At 61.0% G+C, this 22,105-nt stretch carries 19 protein-coding genes; all 19 read right to left on the minus strand.

Annotation, left to right across the window (positions count from 1 at the left end):
• Positions 1–7 precede the first annotated feature (7 nt).
• Complete coding sequence (nuoI, locus tag FFS12_RS12610) at positions 8–556, minus strand: NADH-quinone oxidoreductase subunit NuoI (RefSeq protein WP_137819229.1); 549 nt, start codon at positions 554–556, stop codon at positions 8–10.
• Positions 557–566: 10 nt separating this feature from the next.
• Positions 567–1,574, minus strand: a complete 1,008-nt coding sequence (gene nuoH / locus FFS12_RS12615; protein WP_137887253.1) for an NADH-quinone oxidoreductase subunit NuoH — start codon at positions 1,572–1,574, stop codon at positions 567–569.
• On the minus strand, positions 1,574–4,306 hold the full coding sequence (gene nuoG / locus FFS12_RS12620; RefSeq protein WP_137887141.1) for an NADH-quinone oxidoreductase subunit NuoG: 2,733 nt from the start codon (positions 4,304–4,306) through the stop codon (positions 1,574–1,576). Before nuoG ends, nuoH begins: the two co-directional genes overlap by 1 nt.
• 98 nt (positions 4,307–4,404) lie before the next feature.
• Entirely contained in the window at positions 4,405–5,769 is a 1,365-nt protein-coding gene (gene nuoF, locus FFS12_RS12625) for an NADH-quinone oxidoreductase subunit NuoF (protein WP_137887142.1), read from the minus strand.
• Positions 5,766–6,263, minus strand: coding sequence for an NADH-quinone oxidoreductase subunit NuoE (gene nuoE, locus FFS12_RS12630; RefSeq protein WP_137887254.1), 498 nt, complete (start codon positions 6,261–6,263; stop codon positions 5,766–5,768). Before nuoE ends, nuoF begins: the two co-directional genes overlap by 4 nt.
• 13 nt (positions 6,264–6,276) lie before the next feature.
• Positions 6,277–8,058 (minus strand): NADH-quinone oxidoreductase subunit C/D, encoded by a 1,782-nt coding sequence (nuoC, locus tag FFS12_RS12635; protein ID WP_137887143.1) that lies wholly within the window; start codon positions 8,056–8,058, stop codon positions 6,277–6,279.
• A 62-nt stretch (positions 8,059–8,120) separates the two neighbouring features.
• Complete coding sequence (locus FFS12_RS12640) at positions 8,121–8,795, minus strand: NADH-quinone oxidoreductase subunit B family protein (protein WP_119952130.1); 675 nt, start codon at positions 8,793–8,795, stop codon at positions 8,121–8,123.
• A gap of 10 nt (positions 8,796–8,805) precedes the next feature.
• Positions 8,806–9,222, minus strand: coding sequence for an NADH-quinone oxidoreductase subunit A (locus tag FFS12_RS12645; RefSeq protein WP_137887144.1), 417 nt, complete (start codon positions 9,220–9,222; stop codon positions 8,806–8,808).
• Between the two features lie 520 nt (positions 9,223–9,742).
• Positions 9,743–11,749: a PhoX family phosphatase gene (locus tag FFS12_RS12650; RefSeq protein WP_137887145.1), complete on the minus strand. Its 2,007-nt coding sequence runs from the start codon at positions 11,747–11,749 to the stop codon at positions 9,743–9,745.
• A 199-nt stretch (positions 11,750–11,948) separates the two neighbouring features.
• Complete coding sequence (locus FFS12_RS12655; protein WP_137887146.1) at positions 11,949–13,544, minus strand: isocitrate lyase; 1,596 nt, start codon at positions 13,542–13,544, stop codon at positions 11,949–11,951.
• Between the two features lie 515 nt (positions 13,545–14,059).
• Positions 14,060–14,869 (minus strand): secretin N-terminal domain-containing protein, encoded by an 810-nt coding sequence (locus FFS12_RS12660; protein WP_137887147.1) that lies wholly within the window; start codon positions 14,867–14,869, stop codon positions 14,060–14,062.
• A complete protein-coding gene (locus FFS12_RS12665; RefSeq protein ID WP_137887148.1) occupies positions 14,866–15,504 on the minus strand; it encodes a histone acetyltransferase HPA2 in 639 nt (212 codons plus the stop codon). The genes FFS12_RS12660 and FFS12_RS12665 overlap by 4 nt, the downstream gene beginning before the upstream one ends.
• A 46-nt stretch (positions 15,505–15,550) precedes the next feature.
• Positions 15,551–15,991 (minus strand): GNAT family N-acetyltransferase, encoded by a 441-nt coding sequence (locus tag FFS12_RS12670; protein WP_137887149.1) that lies wholly within the window; start codon positions 15,989–15,991, stop codon positions 15,551–15,553.
• The gene (locus tag FFS12_RS12675) at positions 15,984–17,150 is read right to left on the minus strand and encodes a cupin domain-containing protein (RefSeq protein WP_137887150.1); all 1,167 of its coding nucleotides are present in this window, start codon (positions 17,148–17,150) and stop codon (positions 15,984–15,986) included. The genes FFS12_RS12670 and FFS12_RS12675 overlap by 8 nt, the downstream gene beginning before the upstream one ends.
• Positions 17,151–17,228: 78 nt before the next feature.
• Entirely contained in the window at positions 17,229–18,599 is a 1,371-nt protein-coding gene (purB, locus tag FFS12_RS12680) for an adenylosuccinate lyase (protein ID WP_137887151.1), read from the minus strand.
• 84 nt (positions 18,600–18,683) lie between these two features.
• Entirely contained in the window at positions 18,684–19,553 is an 870-nt protein-coding gene (locus FFS12_RS12685) for a DMT family transporter (protein ID WP_137887152.1), read from the minus strand.
• A gap of 3 nt (positions 19,554–19,556) precedes the next feature.
• Positions 19,557–20,177, minus strand: coding sequence for a high frequency lysogenization protein HflD (gene hflD / locus FFS12_RS12690; RefSeq protein ID WP_137887153.1), 621 nt, complete (start codon positions 20,175–20,177; stop codon positions 19,557–19,559).
• A complete protein-coding gene (mnmA, locus tag FFS12_RS12695) occupies positions 20,174–21,292 on the minus strand; it encodes a tRNA 2-thiouridine(34) synthase MnmA (protein WP_137887154.1) in 1,119 nt (372 codons plus the stop codon). Before mnmA ends, hflD begins: the two co-directional genes overlap by 4 nt.
• A 64-nt stretch (positions 21,293–21,356) precedes the next feature.
• Complete coding sequence (locus FFS12_RS12700; RefSeq protein ID WP_137887155.1) at positions 21,357–21,803, minus strand: NUDIX hydrolase; 447 nt, start codon at positions 21,801–21,803, stop codon at positions 21,357–21,359.
• Between the last annotated feature and the right edge of the window lie 302 nt (positions 21,804–22,105).

The following is a 22,105-nucleotide window of genomic DNA, read 5'->3' on the forward strand; positions in this document are numbered from 1 at the left end:
CTGGTCCTTAAGGCAGCAGGCTTTTCACGTTGATGGGCTGGGCTTCATTCTGCGCGGCGCCTTTCGGCTTACCGGCGATGGCCATGCCGGCAACGCGATAGAAGTTGTAATCCGGATTCTTGCCAGGTCCTGAAATCAGCAGGTCTTCCTTCTCGTACACCAGCTCCTGACGATTGAACTCAGCCATCTCGAAATCTGGAGTGAGCTGAATTGCAGTGGTCGGGCAGGCTTCCTCGCACAGGCCACAGAAAATGCAGCGCGAGAAATTGATCCGGAAGAACTCGGGGTACCAGCGGCCATCCTCGGTTTCGGCTTTCTGCAACGAGATGCAGCCGACCGGGCAGGCTACCGCGCAGAGGTTGCAGGCTACGCAGCGCTCTTCACCATCAGGGTCGCGGGTCAGGACGATACGGCCACGATAGCGCGGCGGCAGATACACCGGCTCTTCCGGGTATTGCAGGGTGTCGCGCTTGCGAAACGCGTGGGAGAAGATCATTACCAGGCTGCGCACCTGGGTATAGGTGCCATGCACTATGTGTAGGATTTCTTTGATCATTTTCGTCTCCTCACTGAGCCATGCCGGACGGGCTGTTGGACAACACCAGCGCCGCGGTCACCAGCAGGTTGATCAAGGTCAGTGGCAGGCAGAACTTCCAGCTGAAGGCCATTACCTGGTCATAGCGTGGGCGCGGAATAGAGGCGCGCAACAGGATGAACAGCATGATGAAGAAGCCGGTTTTGAGCGCGAACCAGATGAACGGAATCGATGGCAGGAGACCGAACGGGCCATGCCAGCCACCGAAGAACAAGGTCACCAGCAGCGCCGAGATCAGCACTATGCCGATGTACTCGCCAACGAAGAACATGCCCCATTTCATCCCGGCATATTCGATGTGATAGCCGTCGGCCAATTCCTGTTCCGCTTCCGGCTGGTCGAAGGGGTGACGGTGAGTCACCGCCACGCCCGCGATGAAGAAGGTACAGAAGCCGAAGAACTGCGGAATGATGAACCACAAGTTCTGCGCCTGGTAGTCGACTATGTCGCGCATATTGAACGAGCCCGCCTGCGCCACGATGCCCATCAGCGCCAGGCCCATGAAGACCTCGTACGACAGGGTCTGAGCCGAGGCGCGCAGGGCGCCGAGCAGGGCGAACTTGTTGTTGCTCGACCAGCCGGCGAACAGCACGGCGTACACCGACAGGCCGGCCATGGCGAAGAAGAACAGCAAGCCGATGTTCAGGTCCGCGACACCCCAGGTCGGGGTGATCGGGATGATCGCGAAGGAGATCAGCAAGGCGCTCATGGCCACCACTGGCGCCAGGGTGAAGATCACCTTGTCGGCGAACGGTGGTGTCCAGTCCTCCTTGAAGAACATCTTGACCATGTCGGCGGCGATCTGAAACATGCCGAACGGCCCGACCCGGTTCGGACCGTAGCGATCCTGCCAGAGTGCCAGCAAACGGCGTTCGACCCAGCTCAACAGCGCGCCACAGATCACCACCGTGAGCAGGATCACTATGGCCCGGATCACCGCCAGGAGCACGTCGATCACTTCAGGAGTCAGCCAATTCATCATTGTGCGGCCTCCTGTAGAGAGTCAGCGGATTTGCCGGCGAGTGCCGGTGGAATTCCAGCCAAGCCAACCGGCAAGGCCACCAGGCCGGCGCTCAGTTCCGCGCTGATGCGCAGCGGCAGGCGCAGCGCCTGCCCGGCCACGTTCAGGCTGAGCATGGCACCGTCATTCACCCCCAGGCGATCCGCTTCGGATTTAGCCAGGGCGACATAGGGCTGGGGAATGCGCTCTTGCACCGGTGCGGCGCGGGACGAGTTCTCTTCGCTGCCGAACAGGTGATAGAAGGGCACCACTTGCCAGGTGCCCGGAGCCGGATTGAAAGGCTGCGGAGCGCTGGCAAACCAGGACAGTCCGTCACCTTTTGGCTCGATCAGGCGTGCGCCCGGATCACCGGCACGCAGATGGCCACCGACTTCGGCCTGGAATTTGTTCCAGGCTTGCGGCGAGTTCCAGCCTGGCGACCAGGCGAAAGGAATCTGCTGACGCGGCTCGGCGGAACCCGAATAGCCTTCCATGGAGAAGGCGAACGCGGTGTCTTTGTCCTGCGAGGCACGCGGCTCATGCACGTTGATATCGGCACGCATGGCGGTACGACCGCTGTAACGCAGCGGCTCGCGCGCGAGTTTCATGCCCTTGATGCGGAACGAGGCGCTCGGTGCCGCATTGCGGATGCCGGCCAGGAGCGCCGTGCTCGCCGCGGTGGCTTCCGTCACGTGGTCGAGCAGCGTCCAGTCCACCGGCTGATCCAGCAAGGTGCTGCGCAGGGCATGCAGCCAGCGCCAGCCTTCGTGAACCATGACTTTGTCGTCGTAGAAGGTCGGATCGTAGACCTGGAAGAAACGCTGAGCGCGGCCTTCCTGGCTGACCAGGGTGCCGTCGCCCTCGGCGAAACTAGCGGCTGGCAGAATCAAGTGTGCACGGGCAGTGGTGGCGGTTTGTTGATGGTCGGCGACTATCACCACTTTGGCGGCCTGCAAGGCCGCATCGACCACAGCCGCATCGGCGCGGGTGTAGAGGTCGTTTTCCAGAACCACCACGGCATCGGCCTGGCCGGAGATCAGCGCTTGCAGCGCAGCGTCAGCCGAGTCGCCACCCTGCTCCTTATCAAGAAGCATGGCGAGGCCGAGGCTGTTGGCTTCGGCCACTACCAGACTGAGGGAGCCATTCTTCTCACGCAGCTTGAGCGCTTTGGCGATGTTCGCCGCCGCTTCGATCAAAGCTTTATTGCCCAGCGAGGTGCCGGCGATGATCAACGGCCGCTTGGCCGCGAGCAGGGCCGCAGCGATGCGCTGAGCCAGCTCGGCCGCTTCCGGGTCGAGGTTGGCCACGGCCGGTGCGCTGGCATCCAGCGCGTGCGCTACGGCGAAACCGATACGGGCCAGATCGTCCGGCGCGGCATGCACGCATTCCTCGGCGACGTCGTCCAGCTTGGTTTCCGCCAGGCTGGCGATAAACAGCGGGCTCAGCGCGTGCTGGCCAATGTTCTGCACGGCAGCATTGAGCCAGGGTTGAATCTTCATGGCGTCGGCCATGGCTTCGGCTTTGCCTTTGACCGACTGACGCAGGGCCAGGGCCATACGCGCGGCGGTCTGGGTCAAGTCTTCACCGAGCACGAATACCGCATCGTGCTCTTCGATTTCGCGCATCGAGGGAATCGGCAGCGGGCTGTCCTGCAGCACTTGCAGCACCAGGCGCAGGTTATCCAGCTCAGTGGCGCCGATGCCGGAGTAGAAGTGCTCGGCGCCGACCAGCTCGCGCAGGGCGAAGTTGCTTTCCAGGCTGGCGCGCGGCGAGCCGATACCGACGATGTTGCGCCCGCGCAGCAGCTCGGCGGCCTTGTCCAAGGCGCCATCCAGGCTCAGTTGGACGTTGCTGCCCGCCAGTTGCGGCTGGCGTGGGCGGTCTTCGCGGTTAACGTAGCCATAACCAAAGCGACCACGGTCGCAGAGGAAGTAGTGGTTGACCGAACCGTTGTAGCGGTTCTCGATCCGGCGGATCTCACCGTAGCGCTCACCGGGGCTGATGTTGCAACCGCTCGAACAGCCATGGCAGATGCTCGGGGCGAACTGCATGTCCCACTTACGGTTGTAGCGCTCGGAGTGGGTCTTGTCGGTGAATACGCCGGTCGGGCAAACCTCGGTGAGGTTGCCGGAGAATTCGCTTTCCAGGGTGCCGTCTTCGACGCGGCCGAAGTAGACATTGTCGTGGGCGCCAAAGACACCAAGGTCGGTGCCGCCGGCATAGTCCTTGTAGAAACGTACGCAGCGGTAGCAGGCGATGCAACGGTTCATCTCGTGGCCGATAAACGGCCCCAACTCTTGATTTTGATGGGTGCGTTTGCTGAAACGATAGCGGCGCTCGTTGTGGCCGGTCATCACCGTCATGTCTTGCAGGTGGCAGTGACCGCCTTCCTCGCACACCGGGCAGTCGTGCGGGTGGTTGGTCATCAGCCATTCGACGACGCTGGCGCGAAACTGCTTGGCTTCCTCGTCGTCGATGGAAATCCAGCTGTTATCGGTAGCCGGGGTCATGCAGGACATGACCAGGCGGCCGCGTTTATCGTTCTCGTCGCTGTACTGCTTCACCGCGCACTGGCGGCAGGCGCCGACGCTACCGAGCGCCGGATGCCAGCAGAAGTAGGGGATGTCGAGGCCGAGGGAGAGACAAGCCTGTAGCAGGTTGTCCGCACCGTCGACTTCGAGCGCTTTGCCGTCTACGTGGATAGTGGCCATATTCAAGTTTCTTCGTTGGCCCGCTTGTGGCGGACTTGGCTAATAGAATCACGGTTTGACTCGGGGCCAGCATTCACTGGCCGCCGCTTCATAAAGCCTTACGCGCCGACCACCTGGGCCGGCACGGCCGGACTGCTCTGACGGGCGATACCCGCTTCGAACTCCGGACGGAAATATTTGATGGCGCTGCCCAGCGGCTCCACGGCGCCCGGTGCGTGCGCACAGAAGGTCTTGCCTGGGCCGAGGAAGTTGACCAGTTGCTCCAAGGTTTCGATGTCGCCGGGTTGACCCTGGCCCGTCTCCAGTGCTCGCAGCACCTTGACGCTCCACGGCAAACCGTCGCGGCAAGGGGTGCAGAAGCCGCAGGATTCGCGGGAGAAGAACTCTTCCATGTTGCGCAGCAAGGAAACCATGTTGACGCTTTCGTCCACCGCCATGGCCAGGCCGGTGCCCATACGGGTGCCGACTTTGGCAATGCCTGCGGCATACATCGGTGCGTCCAGGTGCTCCGGCAACAGGAAGCCAGTACCGGCGCCGCCTGGTTGCCAGGCTTTCAGCTTGAAGCCATCGCGCATGCCACCGGCGTAGTCCTCGAACAGCTCGCGAGCCGGCACGCCAAACGGCAGTTCCCACAGGCCAGGGTTCTTCACCTTGCCGGAGAAGCCCATCAGCTTGGTGCCCATGTCTTCACTGCCTGGGCGAGCCAGGGACTTGTACCAGTCAACGCCGTTGCCGACGATCGCCGGCACGTTGCACAGGGTCTCGACGTTGTTCACGCAGGTCGGCTTGCCCCATACGCCAACGGCAGCCGGGAAGGGCGGCTTGGAGCGCGGGTTGGCGCGACGGCCTTCGAGGGAGTTGATCAGGGCGGTTTCTTCACCGCAGATGTAACGCCCGGCACCCGTGTGGACGAACAGCTCGAAATCGAAACCGCTGCCGAGGATGTTCTTGCCGAGCAGGCCGGCGGCCTTGGCTTCCTCGACGGCGCGATTGAGGTTGGTTGCCGCGTCGACATACTCGCCCCGCAGGAAGATATAGCCGCGATAGGCTTTCAGCGCACGAGCACTGATCAGCATACCTTCGATCAGCAGGTGCGGCAGCTGCTCCATCAGCATGCGGTCTTTCCAGGTGTTCGGTTCCATCTCATCCGCGTTGCACAGCAGGTAGCGGATGTTCAGGGATTCGTCCTTGGGCATCAGCCCCCACTTCACGCCAGTGGGGAAGCCGGCGCCGCCACGGCCTTTGAGGCCGGAGTCCTTGACGGTCTGGACGATGTCGTCCTGGGACATCTGGGCGAAGGCTTTGCGCGCTGCGGCGTAGCCATCTTTGGCCTGGTATTCGTCGAGCCAGACCGGCGCGCCGTCGTCACGCAGGCGCCAGGTCAGCGGATGGGTTTCCGCGGTACGCGTGATCAGGTTGGCGGGGCCGAAGGAGGTCAGGCGCTTGGACAGAGTGGATGTCATACGTAGGCCTCCAGCAGTTTGGCCACGCCGTCCGGCTGTACGTCGCCGAAGGTGTGGTCGTCGATCATCAGTGCCGGAGCCTTGTCGCAGTTACCCAGGCAGCACACCGGCAGCAGGGTGAAACGGCCATCTTCGGTGGTCTGGCCGAGGCCGATACCGAGCTGTTGCTGGATGCTGCTGACCACCGACTCATGGCCGCCGATGTAGCAGACCATGCTGTCGCAGACGCGAATGATGTGGCGGCCGACGGGCTGACGGAAGATCTGACTATAGAAGGTGGCCACACCTTCGACGTCGCTGGCCGGGATGCCGATGATTTCGCCGATGGCGGCAATGGCGCCATCCGGCACCCAGCCGCGGGCACTCTGCACGATTTTCAGCGCTTCGATGGACGCCGCACGCGAGTCTTCATAGTGGTGCAACTCGTGCTCGATGGCCGAACGCTCGGCATCGCTGAGGATAAAACGGTCGGTTTGAATCAGCGTGCTGTTCATAGTCTGGGGCATATCAGCGGTCCACGTCGGCCATAACGAAGTCGATACTGCCCAGGTACGCGATCAAGTCCGCCACCATGCTGCCACGGATCACCGAAGGGATCTGTTGCAGATGCGGGAAGCTTGGGGTGCGAATCCGGGTGCGGTAGCTCATGGTGCCGCCGTCGCTCGTCAGGTAATAGCTGTTGATGCCCTTGGTCGCCTCGATCATCTGGAAGCTTTCGTTGGCCGGCATCACCGGGCCCCAGGAGACTTGCAGGAAGTGGGTGATCAGGGTCTCGATGTGCTGCAGCGTGCGCTCTTTCGGCGGCGGCGTGGTCAGCGGGTGGTCGGCCTTGTACGGACCTTCCGGCATGTTGCGCAGGCACTGGTCGATGATGCGGATGCTCTGGCGCATCTCTTCGACACGGACGATGCAGCGGTCATAGGCGTCGCCGTTGTGGGCCAGGGGTATCTCGAACTCGAAGTTCTCGTAGCCGGAGTAGGGACGGGCCTTGCGCAGGTCGAAGTCCAGGCCGGTGGAGCGCAGGCCGGCGCCGGTGACGCCCCATTCCAGCGCTTCCTTGGTGTTGTACTGGGCGACGCCTACGGTGCGGCCTTTGAGAATGCTGTTCTTCAGGGCAGCCTTCTCGTATTCGTCGAGGCGCTTGGGCAGCCAGTCGACGAAGTCCTTGACCAGCTTGTCCCAGCCGCGCGGCAGGTCGGCGGCGACCCCGCCGATGCGGTACCAGGCCGGGTGCAGGCGGAAGCCGGTGATGGCTTCGATCACCGTGTAGGCGCGCTGGCGGTCGGTGAAGGTGAAGAACACCGGCGTCATCGCGCCGACGTCCTGGATATAAGTACCGAGGAACAGCAGGTGGCTGGTGATGCGGAAGAACTCGGCGAGCATCACGCGGATAAAGTCCACCCGGTCCGGCACCTTGATCCCGGCCAGCTTTTCCACCGCCAGCACGTACGGCAGGTTGTTCATCACCCCGCCGAGGTAGTCGATGCGGTCGGTGTAAGGAATGAAGCTGTGCCAGGACTGACGCTCGGCCATCTTCTCGGCACCACGGTGGTGGTAACCGACTTCCGGTACGCAATCGACGATCTCTTCACCGTCCAGTTGCAGGATGATGCGAAAGGCACCGTGAGCCGAAGGGTGGTTCGGCCCGAGGTTGAGGAACATGTAGTCCTCGTGCTCGCCGTAGCGCTTCATGCCCCAGTCTTCCGGTTTGAAGCGTGCGGCTTCTTCTTCCAGATTCTGTTTGGCGAGCGAGAGGCTGAACGGATCGAATTCGGTGGCGCGCGCCGGGTAGTCCTTGCGCAGCGGGTGACCTTCCCAGGTCGGCGGCATCATGATCCGGGTCAGATGCGGGTGGCCGGCAAAGGTGATGCCGTACATGTCCCAGACTTCGCGCTCGTACCAGTTGGCATTGGGCCAGATGTGGGTGGCGGTTGGCAGATTCAGGTCGCCCTCGGACAAGGCCACCTTGATCATTACGTCACTATTACGCTCAATCGACAGCAGGTGGTAGAACACACTGAAGTCGGCGCCGGGAAGACCGCGGCGCTGGGTGCGCAGGCGCTCATCGACACCGTGCAGGTCGTAAAGCATGACGTAAGGCTTGGGTAGCTGACGCAGGAAGGTCAGGACTTCGATGAGCCGTTCACGGGCAACCCAAAGTACCGGCATGCCGGTGCGGGTCGCCTGGACGGTGAAGGTCTCAGCGCCAAAGCGGGAATTCAATTCAACGACGACGTCTTGGTCGTCAGCCTTGTAAGGCGGGATGTACAGAGCGGTGTCTGCAGTCATGGTCTCGGTCGCTTTCAGTCAACGTAAAGAGTGAATCTGGCTTTCTTTTGGAAAGAACGAGATCACACTTCGTCGGGGCTGCGCAGGTTGGTAACCTGAATACGCTGTTCGCGGCGCGCATCCTTTTGCGACGGCATGTCGGCGCGGTAAACGCCTTGATCACCGACGACCCAGGAAAGTGGGCGACGCTCCTGGCCAATCGACTCCTGCAACAACATCAAGGCTTGCAGAAAGGCTTCAGGGCGTGGAGGGCAGCCAGGCACATAGACGTCCACTGGGAGGAATTTATCGACCCCCTGGACTACCGAGTAAATGTCGTACATGCCGCCAGAGTTGGCGCACGAACCCATGGAGATGACCCACTTGGGTTCGAGCATCTGCTCATAGAGACGCTGGATGATCGGTGCCATTTTGATGAAGCAGGTGCCGGCGATCACCATGAAGTCGGCCTGACGCGGTGATGCACGAATCACTTCGGCACCAAAGCGGGCGATGTCATGGGGAGCGGTGAAGGCGGTGGTCATCTCCACGTAGCAGCAAGACAGGCCGAAGTTGTACGGCCACAGAGAGTTTTTACGCCCCCAGTTGACCGTCGAATTCAGCACGTCTTGCAGTTTGCCCATGTAGATGTTGCGGTGGACCTGGCCTTCTAGCGGGTCGGGAACTGTCTCCCGCTCGCCGATCGGATACTGCTCATTAGGCGCATCCGGGTCGATCCTGGTGAGTTTGTATTGCATCGCCAAAGCCTCATTGTTTTAGCTTCGCCTGCCGCTTGCGGCGACCTTCGGGAGCCCAATCGAGCGCCCCGATACGCCAAAGGTAGACAAGACCTGCCAACAGAATTGCTATAAAAATTGCAGCTTCGATAAAGCCGGCCCAGCCGCTTTCGCGAACGGACACCGACCAGGCGAAGAGAAAGAGGGCTTCAACGTCGAAGATCACGAAGAGCATCGCGACCAGATAGAATTTTGCCGACAGGCGCAGACGAGCGCTGCCAGTGGGGAGCATCCCGGATTCGAAGGGCTCGTTTTTGCTGTGCCCCCAGGCCTTGCTGCCAAGCAGGCTGGATACGCCGAGCATAAAGGCGCACAGGCCTACGACACCCAACAGGAAAATAGCGAAGCCCCAGTTGTGGGACATAGTGACGACAGCTTCAACAGGCATGCCGGTACTCCTTAGACAAGGAACGGCGAATTCATTTAAAGGTGGAAGTTGCGGGTAGCTAATGCTTGGCCGGCAATCTATTCCTCTAATTTTATGCGTGTCTGCCTCAGTAAGTAAATTTTTCCTTATAAAAAATTAACTTAGCGGCCAGGTTATGGCCTCTTTGCTTGGCGCTAGGCCAGAGAGGGCGGGCTTATGCGGCAGTCTACGGCCTTGGGCTTTTATCCATGAGCTGTGCGCTTATGAAGAAGATTTTTAATGAGGATAATATTCATTATCATTAATGGTCTTAAATATCTTGCTGTAGATCGCGAGTTGCTGGCTTATATCCGCGTTGCAAGTAGATGTTCTGGCTCGGCGCTGAGTCTCTGTCCTTAATCAGGCAAAACTACCCTGTGGCCAACCGTGGCTGGCGTGATCACTCCTACTGTCGCAATCAAATGAAGGGCCGGGTTGTGTAGGGGAAAAGTGACCGACCAGGGCTGGCCGGTCACGTGCGCTTGGCATTTCGGCCAGCCTGTTAGAGCAGGCGGCGGTTGTCCTCGCGGGTGATGATTACCGTTGCTGAGCGTGGTCGTTTGCCTGGGCCGTCCGGCCAGGTGCTGAGCAGGTTATTGGCGGTCGAACCTTCACCGGGGTGCTGGATGTTGATGAACAGCGTGCGGAAGTCCGGAGTGGCGGCAATGCCGGTAATTTCGGCACCTAGTGGGCCGACCAGAAAACGCTTCATCTCGCCACTTTTGGGGTCGGCCACCAGCATCTGGTTATTGCCGAAGGGCCCTGTGCTCAACTGGCTGCCGCTCATGTCGGTTTGAATCCACAGTCGGCCCTCATCGTCAAACCAGAGGCCGTCCGGGCTGGCGAGGATGTTCGTGGCATCCAGCGGAGCAGCGTTTGGCCCGCGGCTGTCGCTTTGCGGGCCGGCGAGGAGGAACAGGTTCCAGGTGAAGCGGGTGCCGGCATGATTACGGCTTTCCTCGTTCCAGCGGATGATATGGCCGTAGGCGTTGGTTGGGCGCGGATTGGCGGCGTCTGGCGTGGTGCGGGTGGTGTTGTTGGTCAGCGTGAAATACACCTCGCCGGTATCCGGATGTACGGCTCCCCATTCCGGGCGGTCCATCTTGGTCGCGCCGACGATATCGGCGGCCAGGCGGGTGTTGATCAAGACTTCGCCCTGGTCGGCGAAACTCACGCCGGCGGTGACGCAGGCGGCCTGGAAGGAGGCGTCGGCGATATCCAGTGGCAGCCAGTCGCCGCTGCTATCGGCGTTGAAGCGCGCCACATAGAGCGTGCCCTCATCCAGCAGGCGGCCATCGCTGCGGCCGGGGCGATATTTGTCGCGGCTGACGTACTTGTAGATGTATTCGTTCTGCGAGTCGTCGCCGGAGTAGCAGACCACGGGCTTGCCCGGTTTCATCGGGGCGAAGATCAACCCCTCGTGGGCGAACCGACCGAGGGCCGTGCGCTTGACGGGCACGGAGTCTGGGTCGAAGGGGTCGATCTCGACTATCCAGCCGAAGTGATTGGGCTCGTTGCGATAATCGCCACTGGCATCGGCGGCCTTGCGGGTGGCATCGAAGCGTTCGAATTCATCACCGGGCAAAGTGTCCCAGCCGAAGCGACTGCGGCTGCGCAGGCCATAGCGCTTCAGCTCGCGCGGCAAGTCGGCGTCACGGCTGGCGAAGTAACCGGCCCAGTTTTCCTCGCAGGTCAGGTAGGTGCCCCAAGGTGTGAAGCCGTTCGAGCAGTTGTTCTGGGTGCCGCGGGCGGCCGTGCCGTCCGGGCTGTAGCGGGTCTTGAGCAGGGCATGACCGCGCGCCGGGCCGCTGATCTGCATCGGCGTGGCGGCAGTGATGCGGCGGTTGCGTGCGCTGGGCAGCACTTCCCAGTCGCCGCGTACATTGCGGCGGATTTCCACCACCGAGACGCCGTGAGCGTTAATTTCCTTGCGGACTTCATCGGCATTGACGCGCTTGCCGTTCACCGCGGTCGGGCCGTTCGGATGCAGTAGCGGTGCGTCCACATATTCATGGTTGAGCACCAGCAGGCCGTGATCAGAGCGGTGTCCCTGGCTGTAGCTGCGCGGGGCGTCGATGGGGAAGAAGTGCATGCCGTCGTGGTGCATGCCGATTTGTTCCGCCTGGTCCTGGGCACTGTTGCTGGCGTCCTCGAGGAACGCCGGATAGCGGCCGGTGATCGGCGTGCCCCAGGGGATAAAAGCGCTGACCTTGTAACCTTGCGGCACCGTGATGCTGTCGGCGCGGGTTACCGCTACGGGAGTGAAAGGCAAGCGGCTACGGCGCTTGAAAGGCAGGCCTAAGGCTGCGCTGGCGGGCTCTGCGGCCTGTGCCGCATCCGGTAGGGCGACGCCGAGGAAGGCCAGTGCACCAAGCGCGGCGCCACCGGCTAGTACCTGGCGACGACCGAGGTCGGCGATCAGCTCGTTGAGATGTGGGTTGCGGGAGTGGTTGCTGGGTAACTCATCACCGTTGCCAAACAGCACGGTGTCTTTGTTGTCAGGGCTCAAGATTCGGCTCCTCAGGGCAATCGACGGAGCCTTGACGCTAACGACGGAAGGCGACGAAGTAATGACAGTGGCTGTGCGTCATCGCACGAAAAGAAAAAACCGCAACTGCCAGGCACAAAAAAGGCGAGCCGAAGCTCGCCTTTTTCTAACACCTTAAGCCGAATCTTAATGAATCAATCCAAGCTAACTCTAAGAAGAATTAGTGGAATTGGTTCATGGTGTTGTCTTTACCGCTGGCCTTCAGAGCAGCTTCGCCAGCGAAGTACTCTTTGTGGTTGTCGCCCAAGTCGGAGCCAGCCATGTTCTGGTGCTTCACGCAAGCGATGCCCTGACGCAGCTCTTGACGCTGAACGCCTTTCACGTAGGCCAGCATGCCCTGGTCTGCGAAGTAACCTTTGGCCAGGTTGTCGGTGGACAGCGCGGCGGTGTGGTAGGTCGGCAGAGTGATCAGGTGGTGGAAGATGCCCGCTTCGCGGGAACCATCGCGCTGGAAGGTGCGGATCTTCTCGTCAGCCACTTGAGCCAGTTCGGTTTCGTCGTAGTCGACGCTCATCAGTTTGGCGCGGTCGTAGGCGGAAACGTCTTTGCCTTCGGCAGCGAACGCATCGAACACTTGCTGGCGGAAGTTCAGGGTCCAGTTGAAGGACGGGCTGTTGTTGTAAACCAGCTTGGCATTCGGAATGACTTCGCGGATGCGGTTGACCATGGCAGCGATCTGGCCAACGTGCGGCTTCTCGGTTTCGATCCACAGCAGGTCGGCGCCGTTCTGCAGCGAGGTGATGCAGTCCAGTACGCAGCGGTCTTCACCAGTGCCAGCGCGGAACTGGAACAGGTTGCTCGGCAGGCGCTTGGGACGCAGCAGTTTGCCGCCGCGGTTGATCACCACGTCGCCATTGCCCAGGTCGGCAGCGGAAACTTCTTCGCAGTCCAGGAAGGAGTTGTACTGGTCGCCCAGGTCGCCTGCTTGCTTGGTCACAGCGATTTGCTTGGTCAGGCCGGCACCCAGGGAGTCGGTACGGGCAACGATCACGCCGTCGTCAACGCCCAGTTCGAGGAATGCGTAGCGAACCGCGTTGATCTTGGCCAGGAAGTCTTCGTGCGGAACTGTGACTTTACCGTCTTGGTGGCCGCACTGCTTCTCGTCGGAAACCTGGTTTTCGATCTGGATGCAGCAAGCACCCGCTTCGATCATTTTCTTGGCCAGCAGATAGGTGGCTTCCGGGTTACCGAAACCGGCGTCGATGTCGGCGATGATCGGCACTACGTGAGTTTCGTAGCCATCGATCTGAGCCTGGATTTCATCTGCCTTGACTTTGTCGCCAGCGGCACGGGCGGCGTCCAGATCGGTGAACAGCAGGTCCAGCTCGCGAGCGTCAGCTTGACGCAGGAAGGTGTACAGCTCTTCGATCAGGCCGGAAACGGCGGTTTTCTCGTGCATGGACTGGTCAGGCAGCGGGCCGAAATCGGAACGCAGCGCGGCAACCATCCAGCCGGACAGGTAGAGGTAACGCTTATCGGTGGTCTTCAGGTGCTTCTTGATGGAAATCATCTTCTGCTGACCGATGAAGCCGTGCCAGCAGCCCAGGGACTGGGTGTACACAGAAGTGTCGGCATCGTACTCAGCCATGTCTTTGCGCATGATGGCTGCAGTGTACTTGGCGATATCCAGACCGGTTTTGAAGCGGTTCTGAGCGCGCATACGGGCGACGGACTCAGGGTTGATAGCGCTCCAGCTGCTGCCTGCGACTTCTTTCAGGGCGGCAACTGCTTTGATGTCGTTTTGATAAGCTGACATGGTCAATCCTTCAAAGTTGATGATTCGTTGAGCACGAAACTTCCCGCCCAAAACCTATGTACAGAAAAGTTTTGTCGCGGGCGGTATAACCGCAGGCGCCGAAATATCGACAGAGACGAGATTGAAACCAAGGAGGGGGATGAAGAGACGAACAGTTCGATGACGACAGCTGCTGTGGATGACCGGAGTCATTTGACGCTTGCCGGCTCGTGGATGCCGTTGGGCGACTCAGTAGGCTGAATCTGTCTATCTGGCTGATACGCTAAAACGCTTCCCCGTCCCTCAGGACAACTTCGTTCCAGTCGCAATCTCGTCGAACTGCCTTGTGGGCGGTAAAACACGAATCGGCTCTACGGTAAGTAGAGCGCGACCCGGAGGCCCATGCTAGGGCCCCTGATTAGCGGGAGCAGGGCAATGATGCCCTCCGCAAACAGCTTCGTCAAACGTTTTGTAGTGCTTTTTTTTTACTACTACATAATTGAAAAAGTGACTGTTCGGTCAGGCGCGGGGCGTCACTAGTCCAGAGCCTCGACCTTCAGCCGTAGCGTCATGTCTTCGCGGCCCTGGGTCGAGCGATGGCGTAGAAACCCGCTCCGATCGGCCTGGGAGTCCTCATTGACGCCACCAATGGTGATCCATTCGCCGAGGCGGCCGGTGACCCGGGTATCGGTGCTTTGCACGTTGATCGCGCCGGGCTGGGTTTGGCTGAGGCGGTCATTGTTGTTGCTGATGCTGACGTGCACCAGATCACCGGTAAGGCTGGCGGTGACGTAAAAGCCACGAGTGACATCGCGGTATTCGGTGTTGCTGTAGACGCGCCCGTAAGGGTCGCTAGTGGTAGTGGTCAGCGGCACGCTTTGGCCGACCTGAATCAGCGCCGGATAGCCCTCGGTGACCTGTACCTGCTGGGTGCCGCCGCCCCGGCTCTCGGTGCTGCGGCGAATGATGCGGACCTGATCTCGGCCGTTGATTTCGCCTTGGCCGGCCTGGATGTCCGCACCGCCGGCGCTGGCTGAACCATTGACGGCATAGCCGCGGTCATTCTGGTAGTTCGACTCGCTGGTATCGACGCTGATCAGCAGTCGCCTGGGCTGGGTATCCAATTGCTTGAGCAGGTCACGCACCTCCTGGATCTTTGCCGCTGGTGCGTTGACGACCAGTTGGTTGCCATAGGTGCTGACCCGGCCTTCATTGCCGAGTACCGACTGCACCACGGACAAAACCTCTTCGGCGCTGCGGTAGTTCAGTGCAATGACCTCGGTCGCGGCCAGCAGCGGCAGGCTGAAGGCAAACAGCAAGGCGGCGAGTAGGGCGCGTGGGGTCATAGCAGAAAGCTCTGTAGATCGGGGTCGGTGACGCTAGTGTCCCAGGCTTGGTCGAATTGCGTTTGGCGCAGGCGGACGCGAGCAGGGTCATGGTAGAGCGCGTAGCCGGCGTATTGGCCGAGTTCTGGGAGCAGTAGCAGGCCGTTGCCGTCAGCCAGTAGGAAGGCGATCTCTTCGCTTGGATAACTCGGGTGCAGCTTGCGGATTTGCAGGCTGCTGGGTAGCCGGCGGGCAAGTTGCAGCAAGCGGTGCCCCTCTTTCACGGCGCGAGTGGAATCGCGCAGAAGGATGCGCAGACGGTTTTTCGGGTGGGCAAGGAGAAAGTGGGCGCAGGCGTCCTGCACGCTGCTGTGGTGGTAGAGCCAGGGCTCGAGATTGGCGCTGTAGAGGCACAGGCTGCGTTGGGCCTGCTGTACTAGCGCCAGGGCATGGGCGCGGGCTTCTGGCGGTTGGCTAAAGCGCTCCAGCGGTTGGTGGCTGCCGAGGATGAAGGGGGCGGGCTCCCAGCGCTCGGCTTCAGGCGCCACCGCTTGCGGGTTGTGCACAGTAAAACGCCCCGGTGACTGGAATTCGATGGCCGGCAGTTCTACTGGTTCGGCGTCGTTTTCAGCTGACGGGGCGTTTTCGTCGTTCATCGTGACCTCTAGGAGCCTGTCTGGCTTAGGGCTACGGGTGCCAAAGTCAGCCAGGCTCCTGGCTGCTATGGCGCACCATGTCCACATGGGGAATGCCGGCGTCGAGAAATTCGCCACTGACAATGGCAAAGCCTAGACGCTCATAGAAGGGCGAGGCATGTACTTGGGCACTGAGCATCTGCTGTTTCAGGCCGCGGCGCTCGGCCTCGGCAATCACGGCATTCATCAGGGCATCGCCAACCTTCAAGCCGCGCCAGTCTTTCAGGACTGAAACTCGACCGATGTGGCCGTCCGGCAGCAGGCGGGCCGCACCTATGGCATAGTCGCCATCCAGCGCCAGAAAGTGCACGGCGCTGGCGTCTTCGGCATCCCACTCGAGTTCCGGCGGTACGGCTTGTTCGGCGATAAACACCGTTTCACGAATGCGGCGCAGATCGGCGTTGTCCTTCTGCCAGTTGGCAACCCGCACGTGGATTTGGCTACTCATCGGCAAACTCCAAACTTCCTTGTTTGACTAATTCCAGCAATAGATTACGCCCCTCGTCGTCGACCAGCCATTGGTCGAGGTTGTCGATATGCAGCGCTTCGGCGGCGCAGATCAGTTTGAGCAGCTCTCGCAGGCTGGCCGACAAGAGGCGGCTCTGGCCGCTGGCGAACAGCACCAGGTCCTCACCCACTTCGGACCAGGCTAGGCGAGCACTGGGGTTGCGCACCAGGACGGCGCCATCCTCCAGGCTGCCGAGCAGCTCTTCTTCGCTCAGCTCGGTGCCGGCGACCAGCTCGGGGTAGCGCGGTTCGGTCATGAACTGGCCAAACCAGGTCATCAGCAGGCGCTCATCGCCCATGTGCTCGGCGAGCAGGGCCTTCAGGCGATCCAGCGAGTCGCGTTGAATCTGGTGGGGATCGCTAGCCGGCGCGGCACCAGCATCGCTGTAGCGTTCTTCATCGGGCAAGAACTGGCCGAGGAAGTCGGTGAAATGGGTCAGTACTTCGGCGGCGCTAGGTGCGCGGAAACCCACGGAATAAGTCATACAGTCGTCCTCGGCAGTGCCGTAGTGAGCCAAACGTGGCGGCAGATAGAGCATGTCGCCGGGCTCCAACACCCATTCGTCGGTCTGTTCAAAGTTGGCCAGGATGCGCAGATCGGCGTGCGCCAGCAGCGGACTGTCGGCATCGCACATCTGGCCGATTTTCCAGCGCCGTTGTCCTTGGCCCTGAAGCAGAAATACGTCGTAGTTGTCGAAATGCGGGCCAACGCCGCCGCCAGGCGTGGCGAAGCTGATCATCACATCGTCGATGCGCCAGCTCGGCAGAAAGCGAAAATGCTGCAGCAGCTCGGCAACGTCCGGCACGAACTGGTCGACCGCTTGCACCAGCAGGGTCCAGTCGCGCTCGGGCAGGGATTTGAAGTCGTCTTCGCCGAAGGGGCCGCGACGCAACTCCCAAGGGCGCTCGCCGTGTTCGATGACCAGGCGCGATTCGACTTCCTCCTCCAGGGACAGGCCGGCCAGTTCGTCTGCGGAAATCGGGCTTTCAAAGTCCGGCAGCGCTTGGCGAATCAGCAGCGGCTTCTTCTGCCAGTAGTCGCGCAGGAACTCGCGCGCGGTGATGCCACCCAGAAGTTGAAGAGGAATATCAGGATTCATGTCTAAGCCCTTGAAATAGATCTAAGCCCTTAAATAAAAACGCCCGGCACAGCCGGGCGTGCAAAAGGGCGGTAGCGGTCAGATACGCTTGGCCTGAGCCGCGGCATTGCCCGCGTAGCCGGCAGGAGTCAGCGCTCTGAGTTGCACCTTGGCTGCGGCTGGAATGGCCAGGCCGTCGATAAAGCTTTGCAGGGCTTCGGCGCTGATGCCTTTGCCGCGGGTCAGCTCTTTGAGCTTCTCGTAGGCGTTTTCCACGCCGTAGCGGCGCATCACGGTCTGGATCGGTTCGGCCAGCACTTCCCAGCAGGCGTCCAGGTCTTCAGCAATTCGTTGAGCATTGAGCTCCAACTTGCTGATTCCTTTGAGGCTGGCTTCGTAAGCGATCACGCTGTGGGCGAAACCGACGCCGAGATTGCGCAGCACAGTGGAGTCGGTCAGGTCGCGCTGCCAGCGCGAGATCGGCAATTTGCTGGCCAGGTGCTGGAGCAGCGCGTTGGCGATACCCAGGTTGCCTTCGGAGTTCTCGAAGTCGATCGGGTTGACCTTGTGCGGCATGGTCGACGAGCCGATTTCGCCGGCGATGGTGCGCTGCTTGAAATAGCCGAGGGAGATGTAGCCCCAGATGTCGCGGTCGAAGTCGATCAGGATGGTGTTGAAGCGGGCAACCGCGTCGAACAACTCGGCAATGTAGTCGTGCGGCTCGATCTGCGTGGTGTAGGGGTTGAAGCCCAGGCCCAGCTCCTGCTCGATGAATTCGCGGGCGTTGGCTTCCCAGTCGACGTTCGGGTAGGCCGACAGGTGCGCGTTGTAGTTGCCGACGGCGCCATTGATCTTGCCCAGCAGCGGTACGCCGGCGACCTGGGCGATTTGCCGCTCCAGGCGATACACCACGTTGGCCAGTTCTTTGCCGAGGGTGGTCGGCGAGGCCGGCTGGCCGTGGGTGCGCGAAAGCATCGGCACCTCGGCGAAGCGCACGGCCAGTTCACGGATCGAATTTGCAATCTGACGCATCAGTGGCAGCAGTACGCTGTCGCGGCCTTCACGCAGCATCAGGGCGTGGGACAGGTTGTTGATGTCCTCGCTGGTGCAGGCGAAGTGAATGAATTCGCTGACGTTGGCCAGTTCCGGCAGCTTCGCCGCTTGTTCCTTGAGCAGGTATTCCACGGCTTTAACGTCGTGGTTGGTGGTGCGCTCGATTTCCTTGACGCGCGCGGCGTGCTCCAGTTGGAAGTCTTCGGCCAGCGTGTTGAGCAGGGCGTTGGCTTCGGCGGAGAAGGGCGCGACTTCCGGGATGCCGGCATGCGCGGCCAGGCGTTGCAGCCAACGGACTTCGACCATGACGCGAAAACGGATTAGGCCGTATTCGCTGAAGATTGGGCGCAGAGCGCTGGTTTTGCTGGCGTAGCGGCCATCAACGGGGGATACCGCGGTGAGCGAGGAGAGCTGCATGGGGCGTTCTCGGACAGTCGGGCGACGAAAAGGGGCGCGAATTATACATGAAAAAAGGCTCAGACTTGTGCTGGCCGATCAGCGTCAGGCGCGCCGTCGAGGGAGCGCTAGCAGGCTAGCGGTAAAAATCAGGCTGGCGCCGAGCAACGAGGTCAGATCCGGCGTTTCGCCCCAGCGTAGCCAGGCGATGATTCCGGCGAAGACGATGGCCAGGTAGGCAAAGGGTCCAATCAGGCCGGGTGGCGCCAGGCTGTAGGCTTTCGACATGATGATCTGGCTGGTGGTGGCGAGTAGCCCGATGATCAGCAGCAGCCATAGGTCATGGGGCTGCAAGGGTTGCCAGGACCAGGTCAGCGGAAGTGCGGAGATCAGGGCGCTGAACAACGAAAAGTAGAACACGATGCGAAAGGCGGGTTCGGTGTCGCTCATCTCGCGGATCGAGACAAAGGCGAGCGCGGCCAAAATACTCGCGGCGATACCGATCAGCGCCTGGCTGTCGAGCAGCGCTGCGGAGGGTTTTGCCACCAGCAGGACGCCGAGCAAACCGATGCCGGTGGTCAGTAGCATGCGCTTGGTTAACGGTTCTTTCAGCCACCACCAGGCGATCAACGGGGTAAATACCGGGGCCGAGTAGGTGAAGAGCATGGCGTCTGCCAACGGTAGATGGGCGATGGCATAGAAGAAGCAGTACATCGCCGCGAGGCCGTAGCCGGTGCGCCACAGGTGCGACTTCAGGCGTAGGGTCTTCAGTGGGCGAATTCCGCGAAACAGGATCAGCGGCAGGAAGAACAGCACGCCAATCAGGTTGCGGAAGAACACCACGGACTCGTTGTTGACGCTGTTGGAGACTTCACGGATACCGACACCCATCAAGGAAAACAACAGCGCCGACAGCGCCAGTAGCGCAGCGCCCTGTGCGGGCTTGACCGCGCGGCTGGCGATTAGGGTGGCCATGCGTCAGCCGCGCAGCAGTGGATAGAGGTCTTTGAGTAGCTTGCGTCGGCTGAAAACCAGCTGCCAGCGATGACCACCGAGCTGGCGCCACAGGCGTGCGGAGCGGATGCCTGCGAGCAGCAGGGCGCGAATTTTCGAGGCGTTGCTCGGTTGTTGCAGGTTGCGCATGTCGCCATGCACCTGAATGCGCTGGCGAAAAGTGCTCAGGGTGTCCTGGTAGAGGCCGCCACTGGCGGCGATGACGTTCTCGTGTACCAGGCCGAAATGCTGCACCTGTTGTTGGATCTGATCGAGGCGGCTGCCGATGACCTGCAGCAGGTCATCGCGTTTGGCCAATTGACGTTCCAGGCCGAGCATTGCCAGAGCGTACCGCAGTGGCTCGCGCTGCAGGCTGGCAGGGTCGCGTTCCAGGGCGCTGATGAGTGCACGGTAGCCATTGCGCAGGTTGAGATCGTCGCCACCATAGACCTCCAGGGTGTCCTTCGGGTCGCGAACCATCAGGCTGCCCAGCATGCAGCCGAGCGAGGCCTCACTGATCTGGCCGGTGCGCGCAATTTGATCCACCAGAAAGGCGGCTTCGAACACGCCGCCGAGGGCGACCAGTTGTTCCTGTGTCGGCGTCATGCGCGCTTATCCTTGCTGCTCCAGGGCTCGGCTGTTTCGATCACACCGCCACCGAGGCAGATCTCAGCGTCGTAGAACACCACGGATTGGCCGGGGGTAACGGCGCGCTGGGGCATGGCAAATACGGCGCGGTAGCCGTTCGCGGTTTTTTCCAGGGTGCAGGCCTGATCGCCCTGTCTGTAGCGCACCTTGGCCGTCAGTTGCCGAGGACTGCTCAGGTCGACGGGGTTGACCCAGTAGATTTCCGAGCACAGCAGGGCGCTGGAGAACAGCCACGGATGCTCGTTGCCTTGACCGACGATCAGCACATTGCGCTCGAGATCCTTGATCAGTACATACCAAGGTTCTTCGCCGGCGTCTTTGAGGCCGCCGATGCCGAGGCCCTGGCGCTGGCCAATGGTGTGGTACATCAAGCCGTGGTGGCGACCGATAACTTCGCCTTCGGTGGTCTCGATGTTGCCGGGCTGGGCTGGTAGATATTGCTTGAGGAAGTCGCTGAAGCGGCGCTCGCCGATAAAGCAGATGCCGGTGGAGTCCTTCTTCTTCGCGGTGGCCAGCTCGTGCTTCGCGGCGATGGCGCGGACTGCGGGCTTCTCCAGCTCGCCGACCGGGAACAGGGTCTTGGCGAGCTGCTCGCCACCGACCGCGTGCAGGAAGTAACTTTGGTCCTTGTTCGGGTCGAGCCCTTTGAGCAGTTCGGTGCGGCCGTGGATATCGCGGCGGCGCACATAGTGACCGGTGGCGATCAGGTCGGCGCCGAGCATCAGGGCGTAATCGAGGAAGGCCTTGAACTTGATCTCGCGGTTACACAGGATGTCCGGGTTCGGCGTGCGTCCGGCCTTGTATTCGGCGAGGAAGTGCTCGAACACGTTGTCCCAGTATTCGGCGGCAAAGTTGGCGGTGTGCAGCTTGATGCCAATCTTGTCGCAGACGGCCTGGGCGTCGGCCATGTCGTCCATGGCGGTGCAGTACTCGGTGCCGTCGTCCTCTTCCCAGTTCTTCATGAACAGGCCTTCCACCTGATAACCCTGCTCCAGGAGCAGGAGGGCGGAAACGGAGGAGTCGACGCCGCCGGACATGCCGACGATCACGCGCTTTTGAGTTGAATCACGCATAGGGATTTAGACGAGTGACTTTGAAAAAACGCAATTCTATCAGGCGAGGTTGCCAAGCGGCGATTTAAGCCGAACCGCGCAGCAGCGTGAGCGGGAAGCGTTCGCCGGCCAGGTAATCGTCAATGCAGCGCAACACCAGCTCGCTGCGCCAGCGCTCCGGCTGGGCGACCAGTTCTGCGCGGGTCAGCCAGCGAGGGCCGATGATGCCGTCATCCAGCGGGTGCTCGGGGCGCTGCTGCAGCGGCCGCCCGGCAAAGCAAATGCGCTGGTAGGTCACGCCATTGCTCGGGGCGGTGTACAGGTAGATGCCGGTCACCGCGGTCAGCTCTATGTCCCAGCCGGTCTCTTCGAGGGTTTCGCGCAAGGCCGCCTGTATCAGACTTTCGTCGGCTTCCAAGTGGCCGGCAGGCTGATTAAATACGGCGCGGCCGTTGGCCATTTCCTCGACCAACAGAAAGCGCCCTTGATCTTCGACCACTGTGGCCACGGTGACGCGAGGGATGAAACGCATACGAGTCTCCTTTAACGGGCCGGGGATGTTAGCCTGTGCATTGCCGCGGAGCGAGTAGAGGGAGTAATCCGCGGGTGAGCTGCTAGATTGAATAGCGCCCGATTCAATAGGCCTGTAGCGCTTATGTAGTTTGACTACATGTCGGTGTAAATGGCCGATTTCAGGCTGTCGCAGATCTATATCAAGTCGACCGAATGATGGAAAGTGCGTGACTTTCTGTAGAAAAACTACAAAAATGATTCGCCTTTTCGAGAGCCAAAAAGATCCATCCGCGCGCCATCCGCGTAGCGGGATGTCAGACC

The sequence above is a fragment of the Pseudomonas sp. 2FE genome, assembly GCF_005503735.1.
Classification (GTDB): Bacteria; Pseudomonadota; Gammaproteobacteria; order Pseudomonadales; family Pseudomonadaceae; genus Aquipseudomonas.

Excerpts from the sequence above, each read along its gene's own strand:
- nuoI (WP_137819229.1), bottom strand. The coding sequence starts at position 556 with ATGATCAAAGAAATCCTACACATAGTGCATGGCACCTATACCCAGGTG.
- nuoH (WP_137887253.1), bottom strand. The coding sequence starts at position 1,574 with ATGAATTGGCTGACTCCTGAAGTGATCGACGTGCTCCTGGCGGTGATC.
- nuoG (WP_137887141.1), bottom strand. The coding sequence starts at position 4,306 with ATGGCCACTATCCACGTAGACGGCAAAGCGCTCGAAGTCGACGGTGCG.
- nuoF (WP_137887142.1), bottom strand. The coding sequence starts at position 5,769 with ATGACATCCACTCTGTCCAAGCGCCTGACCTCCTTCGGCCCCGCCAAC.
- nuoE (WP_137887254.1), bottom strand. The coding sequence starts at position 6,263 with ATGAACAGCACGCTGATTCAAACCGACCGTTTTATCCTCAGCGATGCC.
- nuoC (WP_137887143.1), bottom strand. The coding sequence starts at position 8,058 with ATGACTGCAGACACCGCTCTGTACATCCCGCCTTACAAGGCTGACGAC.
- FFS12_RS12640 (WP_119952130.1), bottom strand. The coding sequence starts at position 8,795 with ATGCAATACAAACTCACCAGGATCGACCCGGATGCGCCTAATGAGCAG.
- FFS12_RS12645 (WP_137887144.1), bottom strand. The coding sequence starts at position 9,222 with ATGCCTGTTGAAGCTGTCGTCACTATGTCCCACAACTGGGGCTTCGCT.
- FFS12_RS12655 (WP_137887146.1), bottom strand. The coding sequence starts at position 13,544 with ATGTCAGCTTATCAAAACGACATCAAAGCAGTTGCCGCCCTGAAAGAA.
- FFS12_RS12660 (WP_137887147.1), bottom strand. The coding sequence starts at position 14,869 with ATGACCCCACGCGCCCTACTCGCCGCCTTGCTGTTTGCCTTCAGCCTG.
- FFS12_RS12665 (WP_137887148.1), bottom strand. The coding sequence starts at position 15,504 with ATGAACGACGAAAACGCCCCGTCAGCTGAAAACGACGCCGAACCAGTA.
- FFS12_RS12670 (WP_137887149.1), bottom strand. The coding sequence starts at position 15,991 with ATGAGTAGCCAAATCCACGTGCGGGTTGCCAACTGGCAGAAGGACAAC.
- FFS12_RS12675 (WP_137887150.1), bottom strand. The coding sequence starts at position 17,150 with ATGAATCCTGATATTCCTCTTCAACTTCTGGGTGGCATCACCGCGCGC.
- purB (WP_137887151.1), bottom strand. The coding sequence starts at position 18,599 with ATGCAGCTCTCCTCGCTCACCGCGGTATCCCCCGTTGATGGCCGCTAC.
- FFS12_RS12685 (WP_137887152.1), bottom strand. The coding sequence starts at position 19,553 with ATGGCCACCCTAATCGCCAGCCGCGCGGTCAAGCCCGCACAGGGCGCT.
- hflD (WP_137887153.1), bottom strand. The coding sequence starts at position 20,177 with ATGACGCCGACACAGGAACAACTGGTCGCCCTCGGCGGCGTGTTCGAA.
- mnmA (WP_137887154.1), bottom strand. The coding sequence starts at position 21,292 with ATGCGTGATTCAACTCAAAAGCGCGTGATCGTCGGCATGTCCGGCGGC.
- FFS12_RS12700 (WP_137887155.1), bottom strand. The coding sequence starts at position 21,803 with ATGCGTTTCATCCCTCGCGTCACCGTGGCCACAGTGGTCGAAGATCAA.